The sequence below is a fragment of the Ruegeria sp. CJ2 genome, assembly GCF_056536745.1.
The window spans coordinates 115,799-132,255 of the sequence record NZ_JBQFQF010000007.1 but is presented as its reverse complement, the minus strand read 5'-3'; the positions used below and the strand labels follow the sequence as shown (position 1 = coordinate 132,255).

19 protein-coding genes are annotated in these 16,457 nt (G+C 59.6%); 14 read left to right on the top strand and 5 right to left on the bottom strand.

Annotation, left to right across the window (positions count from 1 at the left end; all coding sequences use genetic code 11):
• The first annotated feature begins 129 nt into the window (after positions 1–129).
• The 7 genes from ACR0MS_RS12145 to ACR0MS_RS12115 all read left to right on the top strand — a co-directional run bounded on the left by ACR0MS_RS12145 (position 130) and on the right by ACR0MS_RS12115 (position 6,640).
• Positions 130–1,833 (top strand): acyl-CoA dehydrogenase, encoded by a 1,704-nt coding sequence (locus ACR0MS_RS12145; protein ID WP_480572868.1) that lies wholly within the window; start codon positions 130–132, stop codon positions 1,831–1,833.
• Positions 1,833–2,879, top strand: coding sequence for an MBL fold metallo-hydrolase (locus ACR0MS_RS12140; RefSeq protein ID WP_480572871.1), 1,047 nt, complete (start codon positions 1,833–1,835; stop codon positions 2,877–2,879). Before ACR0MS_RS12145 ends, ACR0MS_RS12140 begins: the two co-directional genes overlap by 1 nt.
• A 4-nt stretch (positions 2,880–2,883) precedes the next feature.
• Positions 2,884–3,333: a DUF6173 family protein gene (locus ACR0MS_RS12135; protein ID WP_480572874.1), complete on the top strand. Its 450-nt coding sequence runs from the start codon at positions 2,884–2,886 to the stop codon at positions 3,331–3,333.
• 64 nt (positions 3,334–3,397) lie between these two features.
• Complete coding sequence (locus ACR0MS_RS12130; RefSeq protein ID WP_480572877.1) at positions 3,398–5,236, top strand: glycerophosphodiester phosphodiesterase family protein; 1,839 nt, start codon at positions 3,398–3,400, stop codon at positions 5,234–5,236.
• Positions 5,223–5,783: a hypothetical protein gene (locus ACR0MS_RS12125; RefSeq protein WP_480572880.1), complete on the top strand. Its 561-nt coding sequence runs from the start codon at positions 5,223–5,225 to the stop codon at positions 5,781–5,783. The genes ACR0MS_RS12130 and ACR0MS_RS12125 overlap by 14 nt, the downstream gene beginning before the upstream one ends.
• A gap of 68 nt (positions 5,784–5,851) precedes the next feature.
• Entirely contained in the window at positions 5,852–5,986 is a 135-nt protein-coding gene (locus tag ACR0MS_RS12120; RefSeq protein WP_171122663.1) for an aa3-type cytochrome c oxidase subunit IV, read from the top strand.
• Positions 5,987–6,007: 21 nt separating this feature from the next.
• Positions 6,008–6,640 carry a hypothetical protein gene (locus ACR0MS_RS12115; RefSeq protein WP_480572883.1) on the top strand — a complete coding sequence of 211 codons (633 nt, stop codon included), beginning with the start codon at positions 6,008–6,010 and terminating at the stop codon, positions 6,638–6,640.
• Here the strand turns inward: ACR0MS_RS12115 and ACR0MS_RS12110 are convergent.
• On the bottom strand, positions 6,629–6,961 hold the full coding sequence (locus ACR0MS_RS12110; RefSeq protein ID WP_480572886.1) for an AzlD domain-containing protein: 333 nt from the start codon (positions 6,959–6,961) through the stop codon (positions 6,629–6,631). The two genes, ACR0MS_RS12115 and ACR0MS_RS12110, sit on opposite strands and share 12 nt — an antisense overlap.
• A complete protein-coding gene (locus tag ACR0MS_RS12105) occupies positions 6,958–7,674 on the bottom strand; it encodes an AzlC family ABC transporter permease (RefSeq protein WP_480572889.1) in 717 nt (238 codons plus the stop codon). Before ACR0MS_RS12105 ends, ACR0MS_RS12110 begins: the two co-directional genes overlap by 4 nt.
• Between ACR0MS_RS12105 and ACR0MS_RS12100 the strand changes: the two genes are divergently transcribed.
• From ACR0MS_RS12100 to ACR0MS_RS12080, 5 genes are all read left to right on the top strand, one after another.
• Positions 7,673–8,614, top strand: a complete 942-nt coding sequence (locus ACR0MS_RS12100; RefSeq protein WP_480572892.1) for a formate dehydrogenase accessory sulfurtransferase FdhD — start codon at positions 7,673–7,675, stop codon at positions 8,612–8,614. The genes ACR0MS_RS12105 and ACR0MS_RS12100 overlap by 2 nt on opposite strands.
• Positions 8,615–8,714: 100 nt before the next feature.
• Entirely contained in the window at positions 8,715–9,668 is a 954-nt protein-coding gene (locus ACR0MS_RS12095; RefSeq protein ID WP_480572895.1) for an AEC family transporter, read from the top strand.
• Positions 9,669–9,715: 47 nt separating this feature from the next.
• Positions 9,716–10,360: a molybdenum cofactor guanylyltransferase MobA gene (gene mobA / locus ACR0MS_RS12090; protein WP_480572898.1), complete on the top strand. Its 645-nt coding sequence runs from the start codon at positions 9,716–9,718 to the stop codon at positions 10,358–10,360.
• Positions 10,357–10,848 (top strand): molybdopterin-guanine dinucleotide biosynthesis protein B, encoded by a 492-nt coding sequence (mobB, locus tag ACR0MS_RS12085; protein ID WP_480572901.1) that lies wholly within the window; start codon positions 10,357–10,359, stop codon positions 10,846–10,848. Before mobA ends, mobB begins: the two co-directional genes overlap by 4 nt.
• Positions 10,845–12,110, top strand: coding sequence for a molybdopterin-binding protein (locus ACR0MS_RS12080; RefSeq protein ID WP_480572904.1), 1,266 nt, complete (start codon positions 10,845–10,847; stop codon positions 12,108–12,110). Before mobB ends, ACR0MS_RS12080 begins: the two co-directional genes overlap by 4 nt.
• Here ACR0MS_RS12080 and ACR0MS_RS12075 read toward each other — a convergent pair.
• From ACR0MS_RS12075 to ACR0MS_RS12065, 3 genes are all read right to left on the bottom strand, one after another.
• Positions 12,107–13,099: a hypothetical protein gene (locus ACR0MS_RS12075; RefSeq protein ID WP_480572906.1), complete on the bottom strand. Its 993-nt coding sequence runs from the start codon at positions 13,097–13,099 to the stop codon at positions 12,107–12,109. The genes ACR0MS_RS12080 and ACR0MS_RS12075 overlap by 4 nt on opposite strands.
• 14 nt (positions 13,100–13,113) lie before the next feature.
• On the bottom strand, positions 13,114–13,584 hold the full coding sequence (gene greA / locus ACR0MS_RS12070) for a transcription elongation factor GreA (RefSeq protein WP_171122645.1): 471 nt from the start codon (positions 13,582–13,584) through the stop codon (positions 13,114–13,116).
• A gap of 141 nt (positions 13,585–13,725) precedes the next feature.
• Positions 13,726–14,106, bottom strand: coding sequence for a VOC family protein (locus ACR0MS_RS12065; protein ID WP_480572909.1), 381 nt, complete (start codon positions 14,104–14,106; stop codon positions 13,726–13,728).
• Positions 14,107–14,191: 85 nt separating this feature from the next.
• Between ACR0MS_RS12065 and soxR the strand changes: the two genes are divergently transcribed.
• Together soxR and ACR0MS_RS12055 are read left to right on the top strand one after the other, a co-directional pair.
• A complete protein-coding gene (gene soxR, locus ACR0MS_RS12060; protein ID WP_480572912.1) occupies positions 14,192–14,647 on the top strand; it encodes a redox-sensitive transcriptional activator SoxR in 456 nt (151 codons plus the stop codon).
• A gap of 135 nt (positions 14,648–14,782) precedes the next feature.
• On the top strand, positions 14,783–16,429 hold the full coding sequence (locus ACR0MS_RS12055) for an electron transfer flavoprotein-ubiquinone oxidoreductase (RefSeq protein ID WP_480572915.1): 1,647 nt from the start codon (positions 14,783–14,785) through the stop codon (positions 16,427–16,429).
• Positions 16,430–16,457: the final 28 nt, after the last annotated feature.

The window sequence follows — 16,457 nt, the reverse complement described above, 5'->3', positions numbered from 1 at the left end:
ACGCCGCGTTTTGATTGCGTGAAACATTGGTAAAGCTACGTAATCGTTCAAACCCAGATGCATATAGGTCGGCGGTGGAAATTCCAACCCCGCCATATTAAACCGAACGAAACAACTCCGAGGGAAGACATGCCGTACCGCGCGCCAATTGCCGACTATGAATTTTTGCTCCGTAACGCGATCGGGTTTGACCAGATCGCTGCGACCGAAAAATTCTCAGAAGCCAGCGAGGATGTTGTCAGCGCCATCCTGACCGAGGCCGGGAAGATGTGCGAAGAGATTATGGCGCCGCTTCAACGCCCCGGCGATCTGGAACCCGCGCGTCTGGAAAACGGCGTGCTGCGCACTTCGCCGGGTTACGCGGAAGGCTGGAAAGCGATTGCCGAAGGCGGTTGGATCGGAATGAGCGCCGATCCCGAATACGGTGGAATGGGCCTGCCGATGACGCTGACCACGGCTGTCAACGAGATGATGAGCGCAGCCTGCCTGTCGCTGCAACTGGCTCCTTTGATGACACAGGGCCAGATCGAGGCGCTGGAACATCACGCCAGTGACGCGTTGAAAGACCTCTACCTGCCCAAGATGATCTCGGGCGAATGGTCGGGCACCATGAACCTGACCGAGCCGCAGGCCGGTTCGGACGTTGGCGCGCTGACCTCAAAGGCGGAACCCAATGGCGACGGTACCTATGCGGTGTCGGGCCAGAAGATCTATATCTCTTGGGGCGACAACGATTTTGCTGAAAACATCTGCCATCTGGTCCTGGCGCGTCTGCCTGATGGTGTGCCGGGCACGAAAGGCATTTCTCTGTTCCTGGTGCCCAAATACATTCCGGACGAGAATGGCAATCCCGGTGTGGCCAATGACCTGAAAGTGGTCTCACTGGAACATAAGATGGGTCTGCACGGCTCGCCGACCTGCGTGATGCAGTATGACGGTGCCAAGGGCTGGCTTGTGGGCAAGGAACACGGCGGTATGGCCGCGATGTTCACCATGATGAACAACGCGCGTCTGGGCGTCGGCGGTCAGGGTGTCGGCGCGGCGGAAGGTGCCTATCAGCATGCTGTGCAATATGCGCTGGAGCGTAAGCAGGGCAAAACGCCGTCCGGAACCATTATCGACCACGCCGATGTGCGCCGGATGTTGATGGCGATGCGTGCCGATACCTTTGCCGCGCGCTCGATCATGCTGGCGAATGCCGCTGCAATCGACATGGCCAATGCCACTGGCGACGCGGAATGGAGCGCACGGGCCGCGTTGCTGACACCGATCTGCAAGGCGTTTGGCACGGAAACCGGAATGCGCGTCTCGGAAACCGGCGTTCAGGTGCATGGCGGCATGGGTTTCATTGAAGAAACCGGCGCTGCCCAGTTTTACCGCGATGTCCGTGTAACCGCGATCTATGAAGGCACCAACGGCATTCAGGCAATGGACCTTGTAGCACGCAAGATGATGGACGGTGGCGAAGCGGCCGGACGCCTTCTGGACGAGATTGAAGATCACGCTGAAAAAGCGCGCGCGACCATGCCTGAACTGGCCGGACCTGTCTGGGAAGCCACCGAAAGCCTGCGTGAAGCCACCGAATGGCTTGTGTCGCAGACCGACATGAATACGCGTTTTGCCGGTGCGGTGCCCTATCTGCACGCCTTCGCGCGTGTTCTGGGTGGTCACTATCACCTCAAGGCGGCTCTGGCGGAACCGGAGGGCCCCCGCTTTAAGCTGGCGCGCTATTACATCAATGCGCTGCTGCCAGAATTTGCCGGTCTTCTGGCACAGGCGCAGAACGGGGCGGACGATGTCTATGCCCTGAGCGCTGACGAGCTGGCAGCCTGATGGACGGCGATACCCCTCTGGCGATCCGCTATCCATGGCCCGAGCCTCCGGCCCAGGGCCAAGCGATTGAGGTCGCCGAGGGCGTGCTGTGGATACGCTTGCCTCTGCCCATGGCGCTGGATCACGTCAATGTCTATGCGCTGGATGACGGCGACGGGTGGACGTTGATCGACACGGGGTTTTCATCGAAGAAGACCCGTGCCATCTGGGAAGGTCTGATGGCCGGTCCCTTGGCGGGCAAGCCGGTCAAGCGTGTGGTGGTCACCCATCACCACCCGGACCACATCGGCAATGCGGGGTGGTTCCAGTCCGAATACGGCGTGGAACTGATCACGACCCGCACCGCCTGGCTGTTTGCGCGAATGCTGACGCTGGATGTGCAAGAAACCTGGCCTCAGGAAACGCTGGATTACTATCGCAGCGCAGGCATGGCGCCTGAAATTCTGGCCAAGCGCATGACCGAACGGCCCTTCAACTATTGCGACACGGTTTATCCGATGCCGCTGGGCTTTACCCGGATCAAGCAGGATGGCGTGATCCGCATGGGTGGTCGCGACTGGGTCGTTCATATGGGCAATGGCCACGCGCCCGAACATGCCACATTCTGGAGCCGCGACGACAATCTGGTAATTACCGGGGACCAGATCCTCAGTTCGATCAGCCCCAACCTTGGCGTCTTTGTCACCGAACCGATGGCCGACCCGGTCGCTGAATGGCTAGAGGCGTGCGAGCGTCTGCAAGGTCTGGCCCGGCCCGATCAACTGGCGCTGGGTGGGCACAAGCTGCCCTTCACCGGGTTGCCGTTGCGGATGAAGCAATTGATCGAAAATCACCACAGCGCGCTGGATCGCCTGCAAGACTATCTGGATACGCCCAAAACCGCCGCCGATTGTTTTGTCCCGCTGTTCAAACGCAAGATTGGCGAGGGCGAGTACGGGCTGGCCTTGGTCGAGTCGGTTGCACATCTCAACCATCTTTACCACATTGGTGCTGTCACCCGGACGCGCCGCGCGGACGGGGCGTGGGAGTTTCAGCGCAAAGGGTAAAGGCATGGACAAGATCGAAACCTCAGCCGAAGCAGCGGAATCCGCAGCCCTTCCCCGGTGTTACGAGGTGCATGCCAACCCCAACGCGAAATCCGGTGCAAAAGACCTGCCCGACCCGCTGAAGGCACCGGTTGAAACCAAAAGCCCGGCGCAATGGGCCTATGAACGTCTGATCCTGTACATCCAGAACTTTGAACAGACATTGGACAGCGACCACGAGATCGCGATGGGTTTCACCGGCGGTGACGCAGGCGTCATGCGGATCGAGGGGATGGGATTTTTCGACCCCGATGTCATAACCTTCTACGGCTCGGACGCGACGGGCGCGCGAACCCAGCTTGTGCAGCATGTGAGCCAATTGAACGTGATGCTGCGCGCCCTGCCAAAATCGGTCGAAGACAAACCCGCAAATCGCATCGGGTTCCGGCTGGCGGCTAATCTGGAAGAAAGCTGATCGCCTGACTTGCAATTCGCGACGGCGCGGCCTTGAATGAGGGGATCATTCAGGGGGACGTCAGGTGACAAGTTTCTCAGCCGTTACAAATGCCTACAAAGGCGCGTGGGCCCGCCGCCGCGTGTTTGTTCCGATCTATATCGTGGTGCGCCTGCTGTTGATCGCGCTGATCACGCCGGGGCTGGCGATTGCCGCGAACCTTGCAGTGTCACTCTCCAGCCAGACGGCGCTGACGGATCAGGACATCGCGGCTTTCGTGCTGTCTCCGGCCGGGTTCCTGGTCGCTGTCGCCGTTCTGAGCCTGTTCCTGCTGGCCGAAGTGTTCGTGTTTTCCGTCATGGCGGGATCGCTGCGCATGGGGGAGTCCGACCCGTGGCGCGCAGGAAGTGCCGCCATCGGTCTGATTTTGTCGCGCCTTCCCGCGCTGTTTGGTTTTGCGGTGCGGTTTGTTCTAAGGGTTTTGCTGTTGATTTTGCCCTTCGCGGCGGTGTCTGCCCTGATCGCTTGGTGGACGCTGACGGAATATGACATCAACTACTACCTGACCTTCAAACCGCCCTCCTTCTGGGTGGCCGTGGTTCTGATCGGGGCCGTTTTGTTGGTCATGGCCTGGGTTTTGATCCGCAGGTTATCGGGATGGGCTTTGTCGCTGCATTTGGTTCTGTTCGAGCAGGTGCGCCCGGCTGAGACCTTCGCCCTCAGCACCGAAAGGATGGAGGGGAAACGGGGTCAGCTAAAGATCGAACTTGCGGTGTGGCTGATAATGCGGTTGCTGATTGCGACACTGATTGCATGGGTTGCGGGGCTGCTGTTCGCTATCATGCCGCTTCAGGACAGCTCGAACCTGCGTGTGGCGCTGACCTACAGCTTGGTGATTGCCGGAGTGTGGTCGCTGGCAGGGCTGGTTTTGGCAGCGACCGCGCTGGGCGCTTTGGCCGTGGTTCTGGACAGGTTCTTTGAAATCAAAACGGAAGAGCAACCACATCCCGAGCCGGGCAGCCTGCGGGTGCCGCTATTCACCGCCGTCGGCGGTGCTGTCGTCGCGGTGCTGATCGGTCTGTGGTTTGGGCAGCATCTGTTGGAGCAGGTACAGGCCCCAGACCGGGCCGAGGTCATAGGCCATCGCGGGGCCGCGGCCTTGCGACCCGAAAACACGATGGCGGCGGTTCTGAAAGCGATCGAAGACGGCGCCGACTGGGTCGAGATCGACGTGCAGGAAACTGCGGATGATGTGGTAATCGTTGCCCATGATAGCGATTTCATGAAACTTGCGAGCGTCCCCACCAAGGTTTGGGACGTGACGATGGACGAAATTGCCGAGATCGACATCGGCAGTTGGTTTGATCCCGAATATGCCGATGAGCGCACCCCGACGCTGCGCGATGTATTGGCTGCGGCCAAGGGCAAGGCGAAGGTCATCATCGAGTTGAAATATTATGGCCACGACGTTGATCTGGAAAACCGCGTGGCGGCCTTGGTCGAGGAATTCGAGATGCAGGACGACATTGCCACGATGTCGCTGAAATATCCGGCCGTGCAAAAGATGAAGAAACTGCGCCCGGATTGGCGCGCCGGGGTTCTCGCGGCCACCGCAATTGGGGATCTGTCAGGGCTCGAAGGGGACTTTGTCGCGGTAAATGCTGCGATGGCAACACCGGGGCTGGTACGTTCGGTTCAGGCGGCAGGCAAGGACATCTATGTCTGGACGGTCAATGATCCACTACAGATGTCTGCGATGGCGTCGATGGGCGTGGACGGGCTGATCACGGACCGCCCCGCTATGGCAAACGAAGTTCTGCGCGTGCGCGCCGAAATGGGACCGGGTGAGCGGTTGGTGCTGTGGCTGGCCAACGCGTTTGGCCTGTCGGTGGACACAGAGGCGATGCGAGATGACAGCCCGTAACCTGATTGTTGCGCTAGGGCTGATCGCATCACCTGCGCAGTCGCAGGATGTCCTGCGCAGCATCGAAATGCCCGCGCATCGCGCCTTGGTCGCGCAACTGGATGAGGAGGCGCTGACGCCGTTTGAAACAGACGGCTGTTCGGGCGGTCTGTCGGCAAGCTGGCGTTTCGTTGCCGATACGTTTCCCAAGTTCCGCGCGCTCTACGAAGCCCACCCGCCATGGGAGGGGTGCTGTGTCACCCACGACCGCGCCTATCACAATGCCGGTGGCGCGCTTACGGCCGAGGACAGTTTCCAAGCACGCGTGTCCGCCGACGGTGCCCTGCGTGCCTGTGTCAAACGGCACGGAGAAGACCACGCCGAGGATTACGCGCTGCGCTATGATATGACGCCCGAACAGATTCGTCTGGCGCATTCCGTGACCGCCGAGGCAATGCACGCAGCGGTCCGATTTGGCGGAGGTCCCTGTTCCGGGCTTCCGTGGCGCTGGGGGTTTGGCTATCCGGGATGTTCGGTGTTTCCACCCCTGACCCCTGCGCGCGAATGACGTGGTGACAGGCCCGGGATTTTCGATTATCCAACATCTCAAACACGCGAATTGGGATTCTGACAATCATGGCTGAACACAAGCACGGCGAAATGGACATCACCGTCCAAACCAAAACCTTCAACGGGTTCATCAAGGCCACCACATGGTGTGTGGTTGCCATCGCCTTCCTCTGCCTTTTCCTGGCGGTCTTTGCCGCTTAAATCCGAAATACGGGGTTGGCCGTGATCAGGATTTTGATTGCCTGCCTGTTGGCAGCGACAGTTGCGGGCTGTGCCGGGTCTCAGCGCCCTCAGGCGGATCTGACAGAGATTTCGGCGCGGTCCTATCGTGATCCGGGGCCGTCGACCCTGACCCTTTATACAATGATCAGCACCCGGACGGGTTCGGGTGCCCATACGTCGCTGATGATCAGCGGCAGCGAAAGGGTGATCTTTGACCCCGCCGGTTCATTCCGGGCGGATGTGGTGCCGATCAAGGACGACGTCCTGTACGGCATTACCCCAAACGTGGAACGCGCCTATCGCAGTAGCCACGCGCGCGAAACACATTATGCGCGCATCCAAACCGTCGAAGTGACCCCCCAGCAGGCCGAGATTGCCCTGCAGCTTGCCAAGCAGTCGGGGCCGGTGGCGGGTGCGTTCTGCGCCAATTCGACCGCCCAGTTGTTGCAACAGGTGCCGGGGTTCGAGCAGATCGAAACCACGTTCTATCCCGTCAAGCTGTCGGACCAGTTTGCCCAGCTACCGGGCGTTCAAACCGCTGAATACCGGGAAAATGACGACGCCGATCTTCAAACCGGTCTCGCCTTCAACAATGCGCGTTTGAACCAGTTGGAGGCTGACTCAGCCCAATAGGTAGAGCAGCCCGTAAAGCGTTGCGGCCCCGCTGAAGATGGCCGCGATCACGTTCTTGGAGAATAGTCCGACAGTTATGGCCACAGTCGCCGCCGCCATGCGCGGTGCGTCGGGTTGACCGCCTGTCGCTGTGGGCCAGACGACCAACGGCGCGATCAGCGCAGGAATGATTGCCACAGCCGTATAGCGCAGATGGCGCAGCAACCATGGCGGCATCGGACGATCTCCGACCAGGCCGATAAAGACAAAGCGCAGGGCATAGCTGCCGACGGCCAGCCCGATGATGATGGTCCAGATCGTGACCGGATCAGGCTGTATCATGCGGCGGCCTTTCTGCGTTCGGCCATCAATTCGGCCTGCGCGCCCGCGATCATGCCAGCGCACCCGGCGATCAGCAGGCCCAGATTAAACGGAATCGCCACCGTCAGCAGGGACACGATGATCGCCACAAGTGCCGCCACCACATGGGGCAGGGTGCGCATCATCGGGCCGATCATCGCCAGAAATGTGATCGGCAGGGCGAAATCCAGCGCCCAGCTTTCCGGGATGCGCGTGCCAAGAACCGCGCCGAGATAGGTTGCCAGTATCCAAAGAGGTGTGATCGGCGTGACCGAGCCGACGAAATAGGCCATCCGTTGCGGGACGGTCATGTTCGGCTCTTTCTCGAACTGAACGATCGAACTGGCATAGGATTGGTCAACAGTCAGATAGGCCGCGCAAGCGCGCTGCCACATCGGGGCCGCACCCAGATACGGGGTCAGTGAGGCCGAGTACATCGCCATGCGCAGGTTCACCGCCAAGGCGGATACCAGAATGATCGCAGTGGGCGTCTGGTCCTTCAACAGTTGCAGGGCGGCAAACTGGGCGGCCCCGGCAAAAACGGTGGAGGTGAACGCCATCGTCTGGACGATGTTCAAGCCTGCTTCGGTCGCAAACACGCCGAACAGCGTGCCGAACGGGATCGCAACAAAGATAAACGGGGTCCCGTCGCGAAACCCTTTCCAGAAGTATGACTTGGATGTGGTGTCTGCCATGGCTAAATCCTATGGTGTTGATCGCAGCAGTAGCGGTCTTGGGAAAGGGTTGCAATTGGCCACGGAAGAGAACCTGTCAGACTACATCATCGCCCCCGACCCGAAAGCGGCCCGCCTGACCCGTGCCGTCGAAGGCGTGGATCAGAATGGCGAGGCCAGCCAGATTTCAGTTGTTGAAGAACGTCCGTTGACGATTTTCCTGAACTCACAGGAAATCGTGACCGCCATGACCATTGGCGATTACCCCGAATATCTGGCGCTGGGTTTTCTGCGCAATCAGGGCATGCTGCTGTCCGACGACCAGATTACCCGTGTCGATTATGATGACGATCTGGAAACCGTCGTTGTCCGCACGGCGCGCGAGACGTCTTATGAGGATAAGCTCAAGAAAAAGACCCGAACCAGTGGCTGCGCTGTTGGAACCGTCTTTGGAGATATGATGGAGGGTCTCGAAGACGTGCGCTTGCCGCAGGTCACCGTGCGCACATCGTGGCTTTATGATCTGGCCGCCAAGATCAATCGCACGCCCTCGCTCTATCTTGAGGCGGGCGCGATCCACGGCACGGTGTTGTGCCGGGAAAACCGGCCGCTGGTCTATATGGAGGACGTGGGTCGTCATAACGCGGTCGACAAGATCGCCGGTTGGATGCTGTCCGAGGGCGAAACGGCAGATGACAAGATTCTGTACACCACTGGCCGTCTGACCTCGGAAATGGTGATCAAGACGGCGATGATGGGTATTCCAGTTTTGGCATCCCGTTCGGGTTTCACGGCCTGGGGCGTAGAGATCGCGCGTGAGGTTGGGTTGACGCTGATTGGCCGGATGCGGGGGCAGAGGTTTGTGTGTCTGGCGGGTGAGGATCGGCTGGTGCGGGACGTGGACCCGGCAACCGTTCCGGTTGAAGAGAAAAAGCACAAACGGAAAAGCGCACTGGGCTAGATTAGACCCTTTGCAAAATAATTCTGCGAATTCCGACAGATATGCCCTAATATGGGGTAGGACAAACAGGAGCGCAGGTAAATTCCCGCCTGATGGCAACATGGAACTGATCAATCTTATCGCGCCGGTTTTCGCGGTCATCCTGACCGGATACGTATTTTCCTGGACCAACCTTTTGGGCCAGGACACGTCTGACGCGCTTGTGCAGTTTGCGGTTTATGTCCTGATCCCGGCCATTATGTTCTATCTGATCGGGCAGGAGGAGTTTCAGAACCTTCTGAATTACGGGTTCTACCTGTCTTATGGCGGGACGTTGCTGATTTTGTTCGTGCTGCTTTTTGCAGGCCTGAAAAGTTTCACGGGATTTGAGACCGGCTCGGCCACGGTCGCGGCCTTTGCCGGGGTTGCATCGAATACGGCCTTGGTCGCGTTGCCTGTTCTGCACGCGATTTTCGGAGCCAAGGGCGCGCTACCGGCTGTGCTGGCGAATTTGGTTGTCGCCTTATTGCTTTTGGTCATGACGACCGTTCTGGAGAGCACGGCTGGACACAAGGCCAGTTCCAAGACGCCACTCTACAAGATTCTCATGAATGTGCTGAAGAACCCAATCATCGCAGCGACTCTGCTGGGGGTCGCGTATTCCTTCACCGGGATCGGGTTTTCGGATTCGGTGTCCGATTACCTCGAACTTCTGAGCCAAGCCTTGGCCGCGGTTGCACTGTTTGCCATTGGCTTCACGACCAGCGTGCGGACGATTATTCAGACGGGGCCTTTGATCCTGTTTCTGACGCTGGTCAAGCTGATCGCTGCGCCCGGGCTGGTGCTGTTGGCGGCGCATCTGATTGGTCTGGATCCGCTTTGGACAATCGCCGCAACGGTTTCGGCGGCGGTTCCGACGGCCAAGAACATCTTTCTGCTGGCCAAACACTACGATCAGGAACCGCAACTGGCCGCGCATATCGTTTCTGCAACGTCGTTTTTGTCGGTGGGAACGCTGATCATGTGGCTATTTGTTCTGCACAACCTCTATCCAACCGCGTTCCAATTGAATTGAGTTCGTTCTACAAGGTTGCAAGCGACTGATCCCAATCAGGTACAGGAATGAACAAACCTCTCGGCGTTATCCTCGCAGGCGGTCTGGCCACCCGGATGGGGGGTGGGGACAAAGGCCTGCTGAAAATCGGCGACAAAAGACTTCTGGATCATGTAATTGACCGCCTGCGCCCGCAGGTGGCTGATCTGGCACTGAACGCCAATGACGATCCAGCCCGGTTTGACGGGTATGAGCTGCCCATTGTTCCCGACACGATCGAAGGCTTTGCAGGCCCACTTGCCGGTGTTCTGGCCGGGCTCGACTGGGCGGCTGACCGGGGTGCCGAGTGTATCGTCACGGCAGCCGCGGACACGCCGTTCTTTCCGCGCGATCTGGTCGCGCGCCTGACGGCGGCTGCGCAGGGGCAGGACAACCCGCTGGTTCTTGCAACCACGCCGCGCGTTAGCGATCAGGCCCTCAAGTCCGGCGGTGGTAGAAAGGTCAATCGACACCCGACATTCGGACTGTGGCCCGTGGCGCTGCGCCACGACTTGCGGGCGGCTCTGAACGGTGGCTTGCGCAAGGTTGTCCTGTGGACGGATCAGCACGCGGGGCGCGAGGCGTTGTTTCCAGTGGATCCGTTTGACCCTTTCTTCAACGTCAACACGCCCGACGATCTGGCACGGGCCGAAGAACTGCTGGAGCAGGCATGAGGATCTACGGCGTCACCGGCTGGAAGAACGCAGGTAAAACCGGGCTGATGGAACGTCTGGTCGCGGAAATCAGCGGGCGCGGATTTTCCGTGTCTACTGTCAAACACGCGCATCACAGCGTCGATGTCGATCAGAAGGGCACGGACAGTTATCGTCACCGCAAAGCCGGAGCCAGCGAGGTTCTGCTGGCCTCGGGCCAGCGGATCGCCATCATGCAGGAACTGCGCGGTGCGCCGGAGCCGTCCTTGCAAGCTCTTCTGACCCGCCTGAATCCGGTTGATCTGGTCCTGATCGAAGGCTTCAAACGCGAAACTCACCCCAAGGTCGAAGCGTTCAGGGCCGAAGCGGGGAACAGTTTGTTGGCGCATGACAATGACACGATCCGCGCCGTGGCCAGCGACACGCCGCTGGACCTGAAAGTGCCCGTTTTCGACCTGAACGACACAAAGGCCATCGCGGATTTTATACTGCAGGAAGTCGGGTTATGAGCAAACCGAACATCGCACCGCCACCACTGAGCAACGATTGTTTTGCACTGCCTGCAGGAGTGAACTGGACACCTGTGGACGATGCCTTGGCCCTGTTACGAGACAGGCTGACTGCGGTGACCGGGCCCGAGGTGGTGCCGATCTCGGACTCTGAGGGGCGCATTCTGGCCGAGGATATTCAGGCGCTGCGTTCAAACCCGCCGCAGCCGAATTCCGCCGTGGATGGGTATGGGTTTTCCGGTCCTGCCCCGGACGGGCCGCAGGTGATGCCGCTGCAAGATGGACGTGCCGCAGCAGGGATACCCTTTGACGGGCGGGTGGCCTCGGGCCATGCCCTGCGCGTTTTGACGGGCGCCGCCTTGCCTAAGGGCGTGGACACCGTCGTTCTTGAGGAAGATGTGACCGTTCAGGACGGCCATATCGCCTTTCACGGCCCGCTCAAGACAGGGGCAAACGCGCGCCGCGCCGGAGAGGACGTGACCGAGGGTGATACGGTTCTGAACGCCGGGCGACAGTTGACCCCGGCAGACCTCGCGCTTCTGTCGGCGACGGGGAGTGCCGAGGTGCCGGTCCGCCGCAGGCTGCGCGTTGCTGTTCTGTCGACAGGAGACGAATTGATTGAACCTGGAGGCGTTGCGGCGCCGGGTCAGATTTATGATGCCAACCGACCGATGCTGTTGTCGATGATTGGGAAAATGGGATTTGAAACGGTCGATCTGGGGCGTGTCCCGGATAACCGTGCAGCCCTGCGAGACCGGTTGGACCTTGCCGCCGCGCAATCGGATGTGATCCTGACAAGTGGCGGGGCATCGGCGGGGGACGAAGATCACGTATCTGCCTTGTTGAAACAGGCCGGTGCGATGCAGGAGTGGCGGATTGCCTTGAAGCCGGGCCGCCCTCTGGCGCTTGGGATGTGGAATGAAACCCCGGTTTTTGGCCTGCCGGGTAATCCCGTGGCGGCATTGGTTTGCACGCTGATTTTTGCGCGCCCAGCGCTTGGTCTTTTGGCGGGCGAGGGCTGGTCGACGCCGCAGGGCTTTGACCTGCCTGCCGCGTTTGAAAAGCGCAAGAAACCCGGACGGCGGGAATATCTGCGCGGTCGCGTCCGCGATGGCCGGGTCGAGGTCTTTGCTTCAGAAGGGTCCGGTCGGATCAGCGGGCTGAGTTGGGCGGAGGGTCTGGTCGAGATCGAGGATGGCGCCCGCCACATTCAGCCGGGCGACATCGTGCGATTTATTCCCTATGGCAGTTTTGGGCTTTAGTCGAACGTACCAGCCACGCGACCCAACAGCATGAAAGCTCGCGCGGTTCGCGTATCGCCAAGCGCGGTCAGGTCGGCATCGCTGGCATCCGGTTCAAACTCGACAATCATGTGATCGAACCGACGCAGGAAATGATGTGCCGCGTCCCGGAAAATCGGGTCCTGCTTCATGCGCGCCGCAGTCAGGGCAAGGGACGACCGATCGCGAATTCCACCCAATGCCGCGATTGCGCGACCGCGCCCCCCTTGGGCGAACTGCCGCCATATCTCTGGCCGCGCCATGTCAGGGCGCAGGTCATCCATGTAGATACCTTCCTGACTGAGCAGAGTCAGAACATCCTGAGACGCCTGCACCAACTGTGCCGCTTTCCGATCCTTCAGGGCCAGTCGCAGGGCGTCGAAGCCTTCGGTGTCTTCCTGTGTTTCGGGGAAATTCAGCGCGCGAATAAAGACATCGGTACTGAGCCGTGGCGCAATGTCTTCGGCCTGTGTGCCCAGTTCCAGCGAGGTCTGATCCCCGGTTTCGCTGTTGATCGCACTGCGCACGGGTTCGGTGCGTTGGGTCGAAAAAGTTGCCAGGGCGCTTTCGGTCTTTTTCGCGGTCTGAGCGATTTCATCCAGTTTCTTGGTAACGGCGGGTTCATACCCGCTGGCGGCACGCTGTTGCTGCACCACATAGGTCTGCCGGATCGCGTCAATGGCGGTTTGCAGCCGGGCGCTTTCCTCGCGCATGACCCGGCTGGCACGCATGGACGTGGCCGCAACCCAGATCATCGCGACAGGCATGAAGACAGCCAGCAAAGTGACGACAAAGCTGCCGCCTTCCACCTTGCCGGGCAGGACCAGAAACACGACCGATACGATCAGCCAGATCACACTGAGCGCGATCGCGGCAATCTCGATTTCGGTCACCGACGGCGTTGCGGGCTTGTCATAAATGCCCAGTGCGGTCGGCCGCTCGGCTTCCTGCTCTGGCGTGGGCTCGGACATGGTTACCGCTCCGGTCAGGCGTATTCGATATTCAGAATCTCGTAAGAGCGCACACCGCCGGGGGTGCGGACTTCGACGCTGTCACCCTCATCCTTGCCGATCAGGGCGCGGGCGATGGGGGATTTGATGTTGAGCAGGCCGTTTTCAATATTGGCCTCATACTCACCCACGATCTGCCAGGTCTTTTCCTCATCCGTGTCTTCATCGACCAGTGTGACTTTTGCACCGAACTTGATCGCGCCCGACAGTTTGGCCGGGTCGATCACATCGGCCAGCGACAGGATGCTCTCCAGCTCTTTGATGCGGCCTTCGATAAAACCCTGCTTTTCACGGGCCGAATGGTATTCGGCGTTTTCCTTCAGATCGCCCAGCTCGCGGGCCGTGGCGATGGCCTCGATGATCGCCGGACGCTCGACCGACTTGAGGTTTTTCAGTTCCGCCTCGAGCGCGGCATTGCCCGCGGGCGTCATCGGAATTTTTTCCATGTTCTTTTCGTCCACGCATAAAATTGTTTCGCCCCGCCGCATGAGACAAGCGTCGGGGCGAAGTGATGGGTCGTCGAATACCTGACCCAAATGGCGCGGGAAATGCAAGGGGGCGAAGCCGCCCAACCTGCGGATTACAGCCTAGTCGTAGCTAATGACTTCGAATTCGATGCCGTTTTCGTCGTCAAAGTAGAACCGTTTGCCGGGTTCGTAATCCGCATGCGACTTTGGCGTGAACCCGGCTTTGATGACCTTGGCTTCGGTGGCGTCGATATCTTCGACAAGAACACCGACATGGTTCAGTGCCCCTATTATGTGATGGCCGCTTTCATTCGCCGGTTTCGGCTCGTTAGGTGCGTATAGCGCCAGATAGGTATGCGCGCCGCCCACATGAACCGTATAGCCGCCTGCGATGGCCGGTCCTTCCCAGCGGGTTTTCCAGCCAAAGACGTTCTGCATCCATTTGGCCGAGGCCTGCGGGTCGCGGACCGTGAAGTTTGTGTGTTCAAGCGTCGCCATCATGGGATCTCCTTTTCATTTTGAGGCTTGTCCCGACTCACCGTAATTTCTAAACCTAACTTTAGGTCAAGATATTAATGAGGGCAAAATGGCGATTTCTGAGGGGCTTGCAATTGGAGCTTTGGCCCGGCGCACAGGATTGGCGGTGTCGGCCATTCGCTACTATGAGGCGCAGGGGCTGATCACACCGTGGCGCAATGCGGGCGGGCAAAGGCGCTATCAGCGTGCCGATATCCGGCGGTTAAGTTTTGTTATGATCGCACAACAGTTCGGCCTGACCCTGCCCGAAATTCGCGAGGTGTTGTCGGGTTTGCCGGGCAACCGAACCCCAACCCCCAAGGATTGGCAGAGGATCAGTGTCGGGTTGCGGACCCATCTGGATCAGCGAATCGAGACGCTGACACGACTGCGCGACAATCTGGACGGCTGTATCGGTTGCGGTTGCCTGAGCCTGCCGAAATGTGCGCTTTACAACCCAGACGATCGCGCCAAGTCCTATGGTAGCGGTCCCAGGTACCTGATGGGTGACGCTCCTGAGGAATAACTGCCGCATTGCAGCAATGTTACGCCGTGTTTTGATTGACCAAGGTCTTCGTGACCATGTAATCACCCGTGAAACAAAATTGCGCAGACCACGCAGTGAAAGCGCCAATTCGGAAAGTTAGCTAAGGAGCCCGCGATGGCCGAGATTGAACGCGAAGCGATGGAATACGATGTGGTGATCGTGGGTGCAGGTCCTGCGGGCCTGTCGGCGGCCATTCGTTTGAAACAGCTGGATGCGGACCTGAATGTTGTGGTTCTGGAAAAGGGCTCGGAAGTGGGCGCGCACATCCTGTCCGGCGCTGTTCTGGACCCGTGTGGTCTGGACGCGCTGATCCCGGACTGGAAGGAAAAGGGCGCGCCTCTGAACACCCCGGTCGAAGAGGACAATTTCTACATGCTGGGCGAGGCGGGACAGATCCGCATCCCCAACTGGCCGTTGCCGCCGCTGATGAACAACCACGGCAATTACATCGTCTCGATGGGCAATGTCTGCCGCTGGATGGCTGAACAAGCCGAAGAACTGGGCGTGGAAATCTTCCCCGGCATGGCCTGTTCCGAGCTGGTCTATGGCGAGAACGGCGAAGTCAAAGGCGTGGTCGCCGGTGTCTTCGGTCTGGAGGCCGATGGCTCTTACGGACCCAACACAGAGCCAGGGATGGAACTGCACGGCAAGTACGTCTTCCTGTCGGAAGGTGTCCGGGGCTCACTGTCCAAGGAAGTGATCGCCAAGTACGACCTGCAAGCCGGGAAAGAGCCGCAGAAATACGGTGTCGGCATGAAAGAAATCTGGGAGATCGACCCGGCCAAGCACAAGGAAGGCTCGGTCACGCACACGATGGGCTGGCCCTTGGGCAGCAACGCAGGTGGTGGGTCGTTCATCTATCACCTGGAAAACAATCAGGTCTATGTCGGCTTCGTGGTGCACCTGAACTACAAAAACCCGCACCTCTATCCCTACATGGAATTCCAGCGCTTCAAGCATCATCCGATGGTGGCCGAGCTGCTGAAAGGCGGCAAGCGCGTGGCCTATGGCGCGCGTGCGATCACCGAGGGCGGCTATCAGTCGATGCCGAAACTGGTCGCGCCGGGTGTGGCCCTGCTGGGCTGTTCGGCGGGCATGGTCAACGTGCCGCGCATCAAGGGCAACCACAACGCGATGCTGTCGGGCAAAGCCGCAGCCGAGGCCGCGTTCGACGCGATCAAGGCCGACCGTGCGGGTGATGAGCTGACGGCATACGAAACCGACGTGCGCGACGGTGCCATCGGCAGCGATCTGAAGAAGGTGCGCAACGTCAAACCGATGTGGTCGAAATGGGGCCTGACAGCGTCGCTTGCCTTTGGTGGTCTGGACATGTGGACCAACACGCTGGGCTTCTCGCTGTTCGGAACTCTGGGTCACGGCAAGAACGACGCCGAAGCGACCGAAGAGGCCAGCAAGCACACGCCGATCGACTATCCCAAGCCCGATGGTGTGCTGTCGTTCGACCGCTTGACCAACGTCTCGTTTGCGATGACCAACCACGAGGAAAGTCAGCCTTGCCACCTGCGGCTGTCCGACCCGTCGATCCCGGTCAATGTCAACCTGCCCAAATTCGACGAACCGGCGCAGCGCTACTGCCCGGCCGGGGTTTACGAAATGGTCGAGGATGAGAACGGACCGCGATTCGTCATCAACTTCCAGAACTGTGTTCACTGCAAGACCTGCGATATCAAGGATCCCAGCCAGAACATCACCTGGACCACGCCACAGGGCGGTGACGGACCGAACTATCCCAACATGTAAGCGAAAACACGGGCACTGGCAGGGTCGT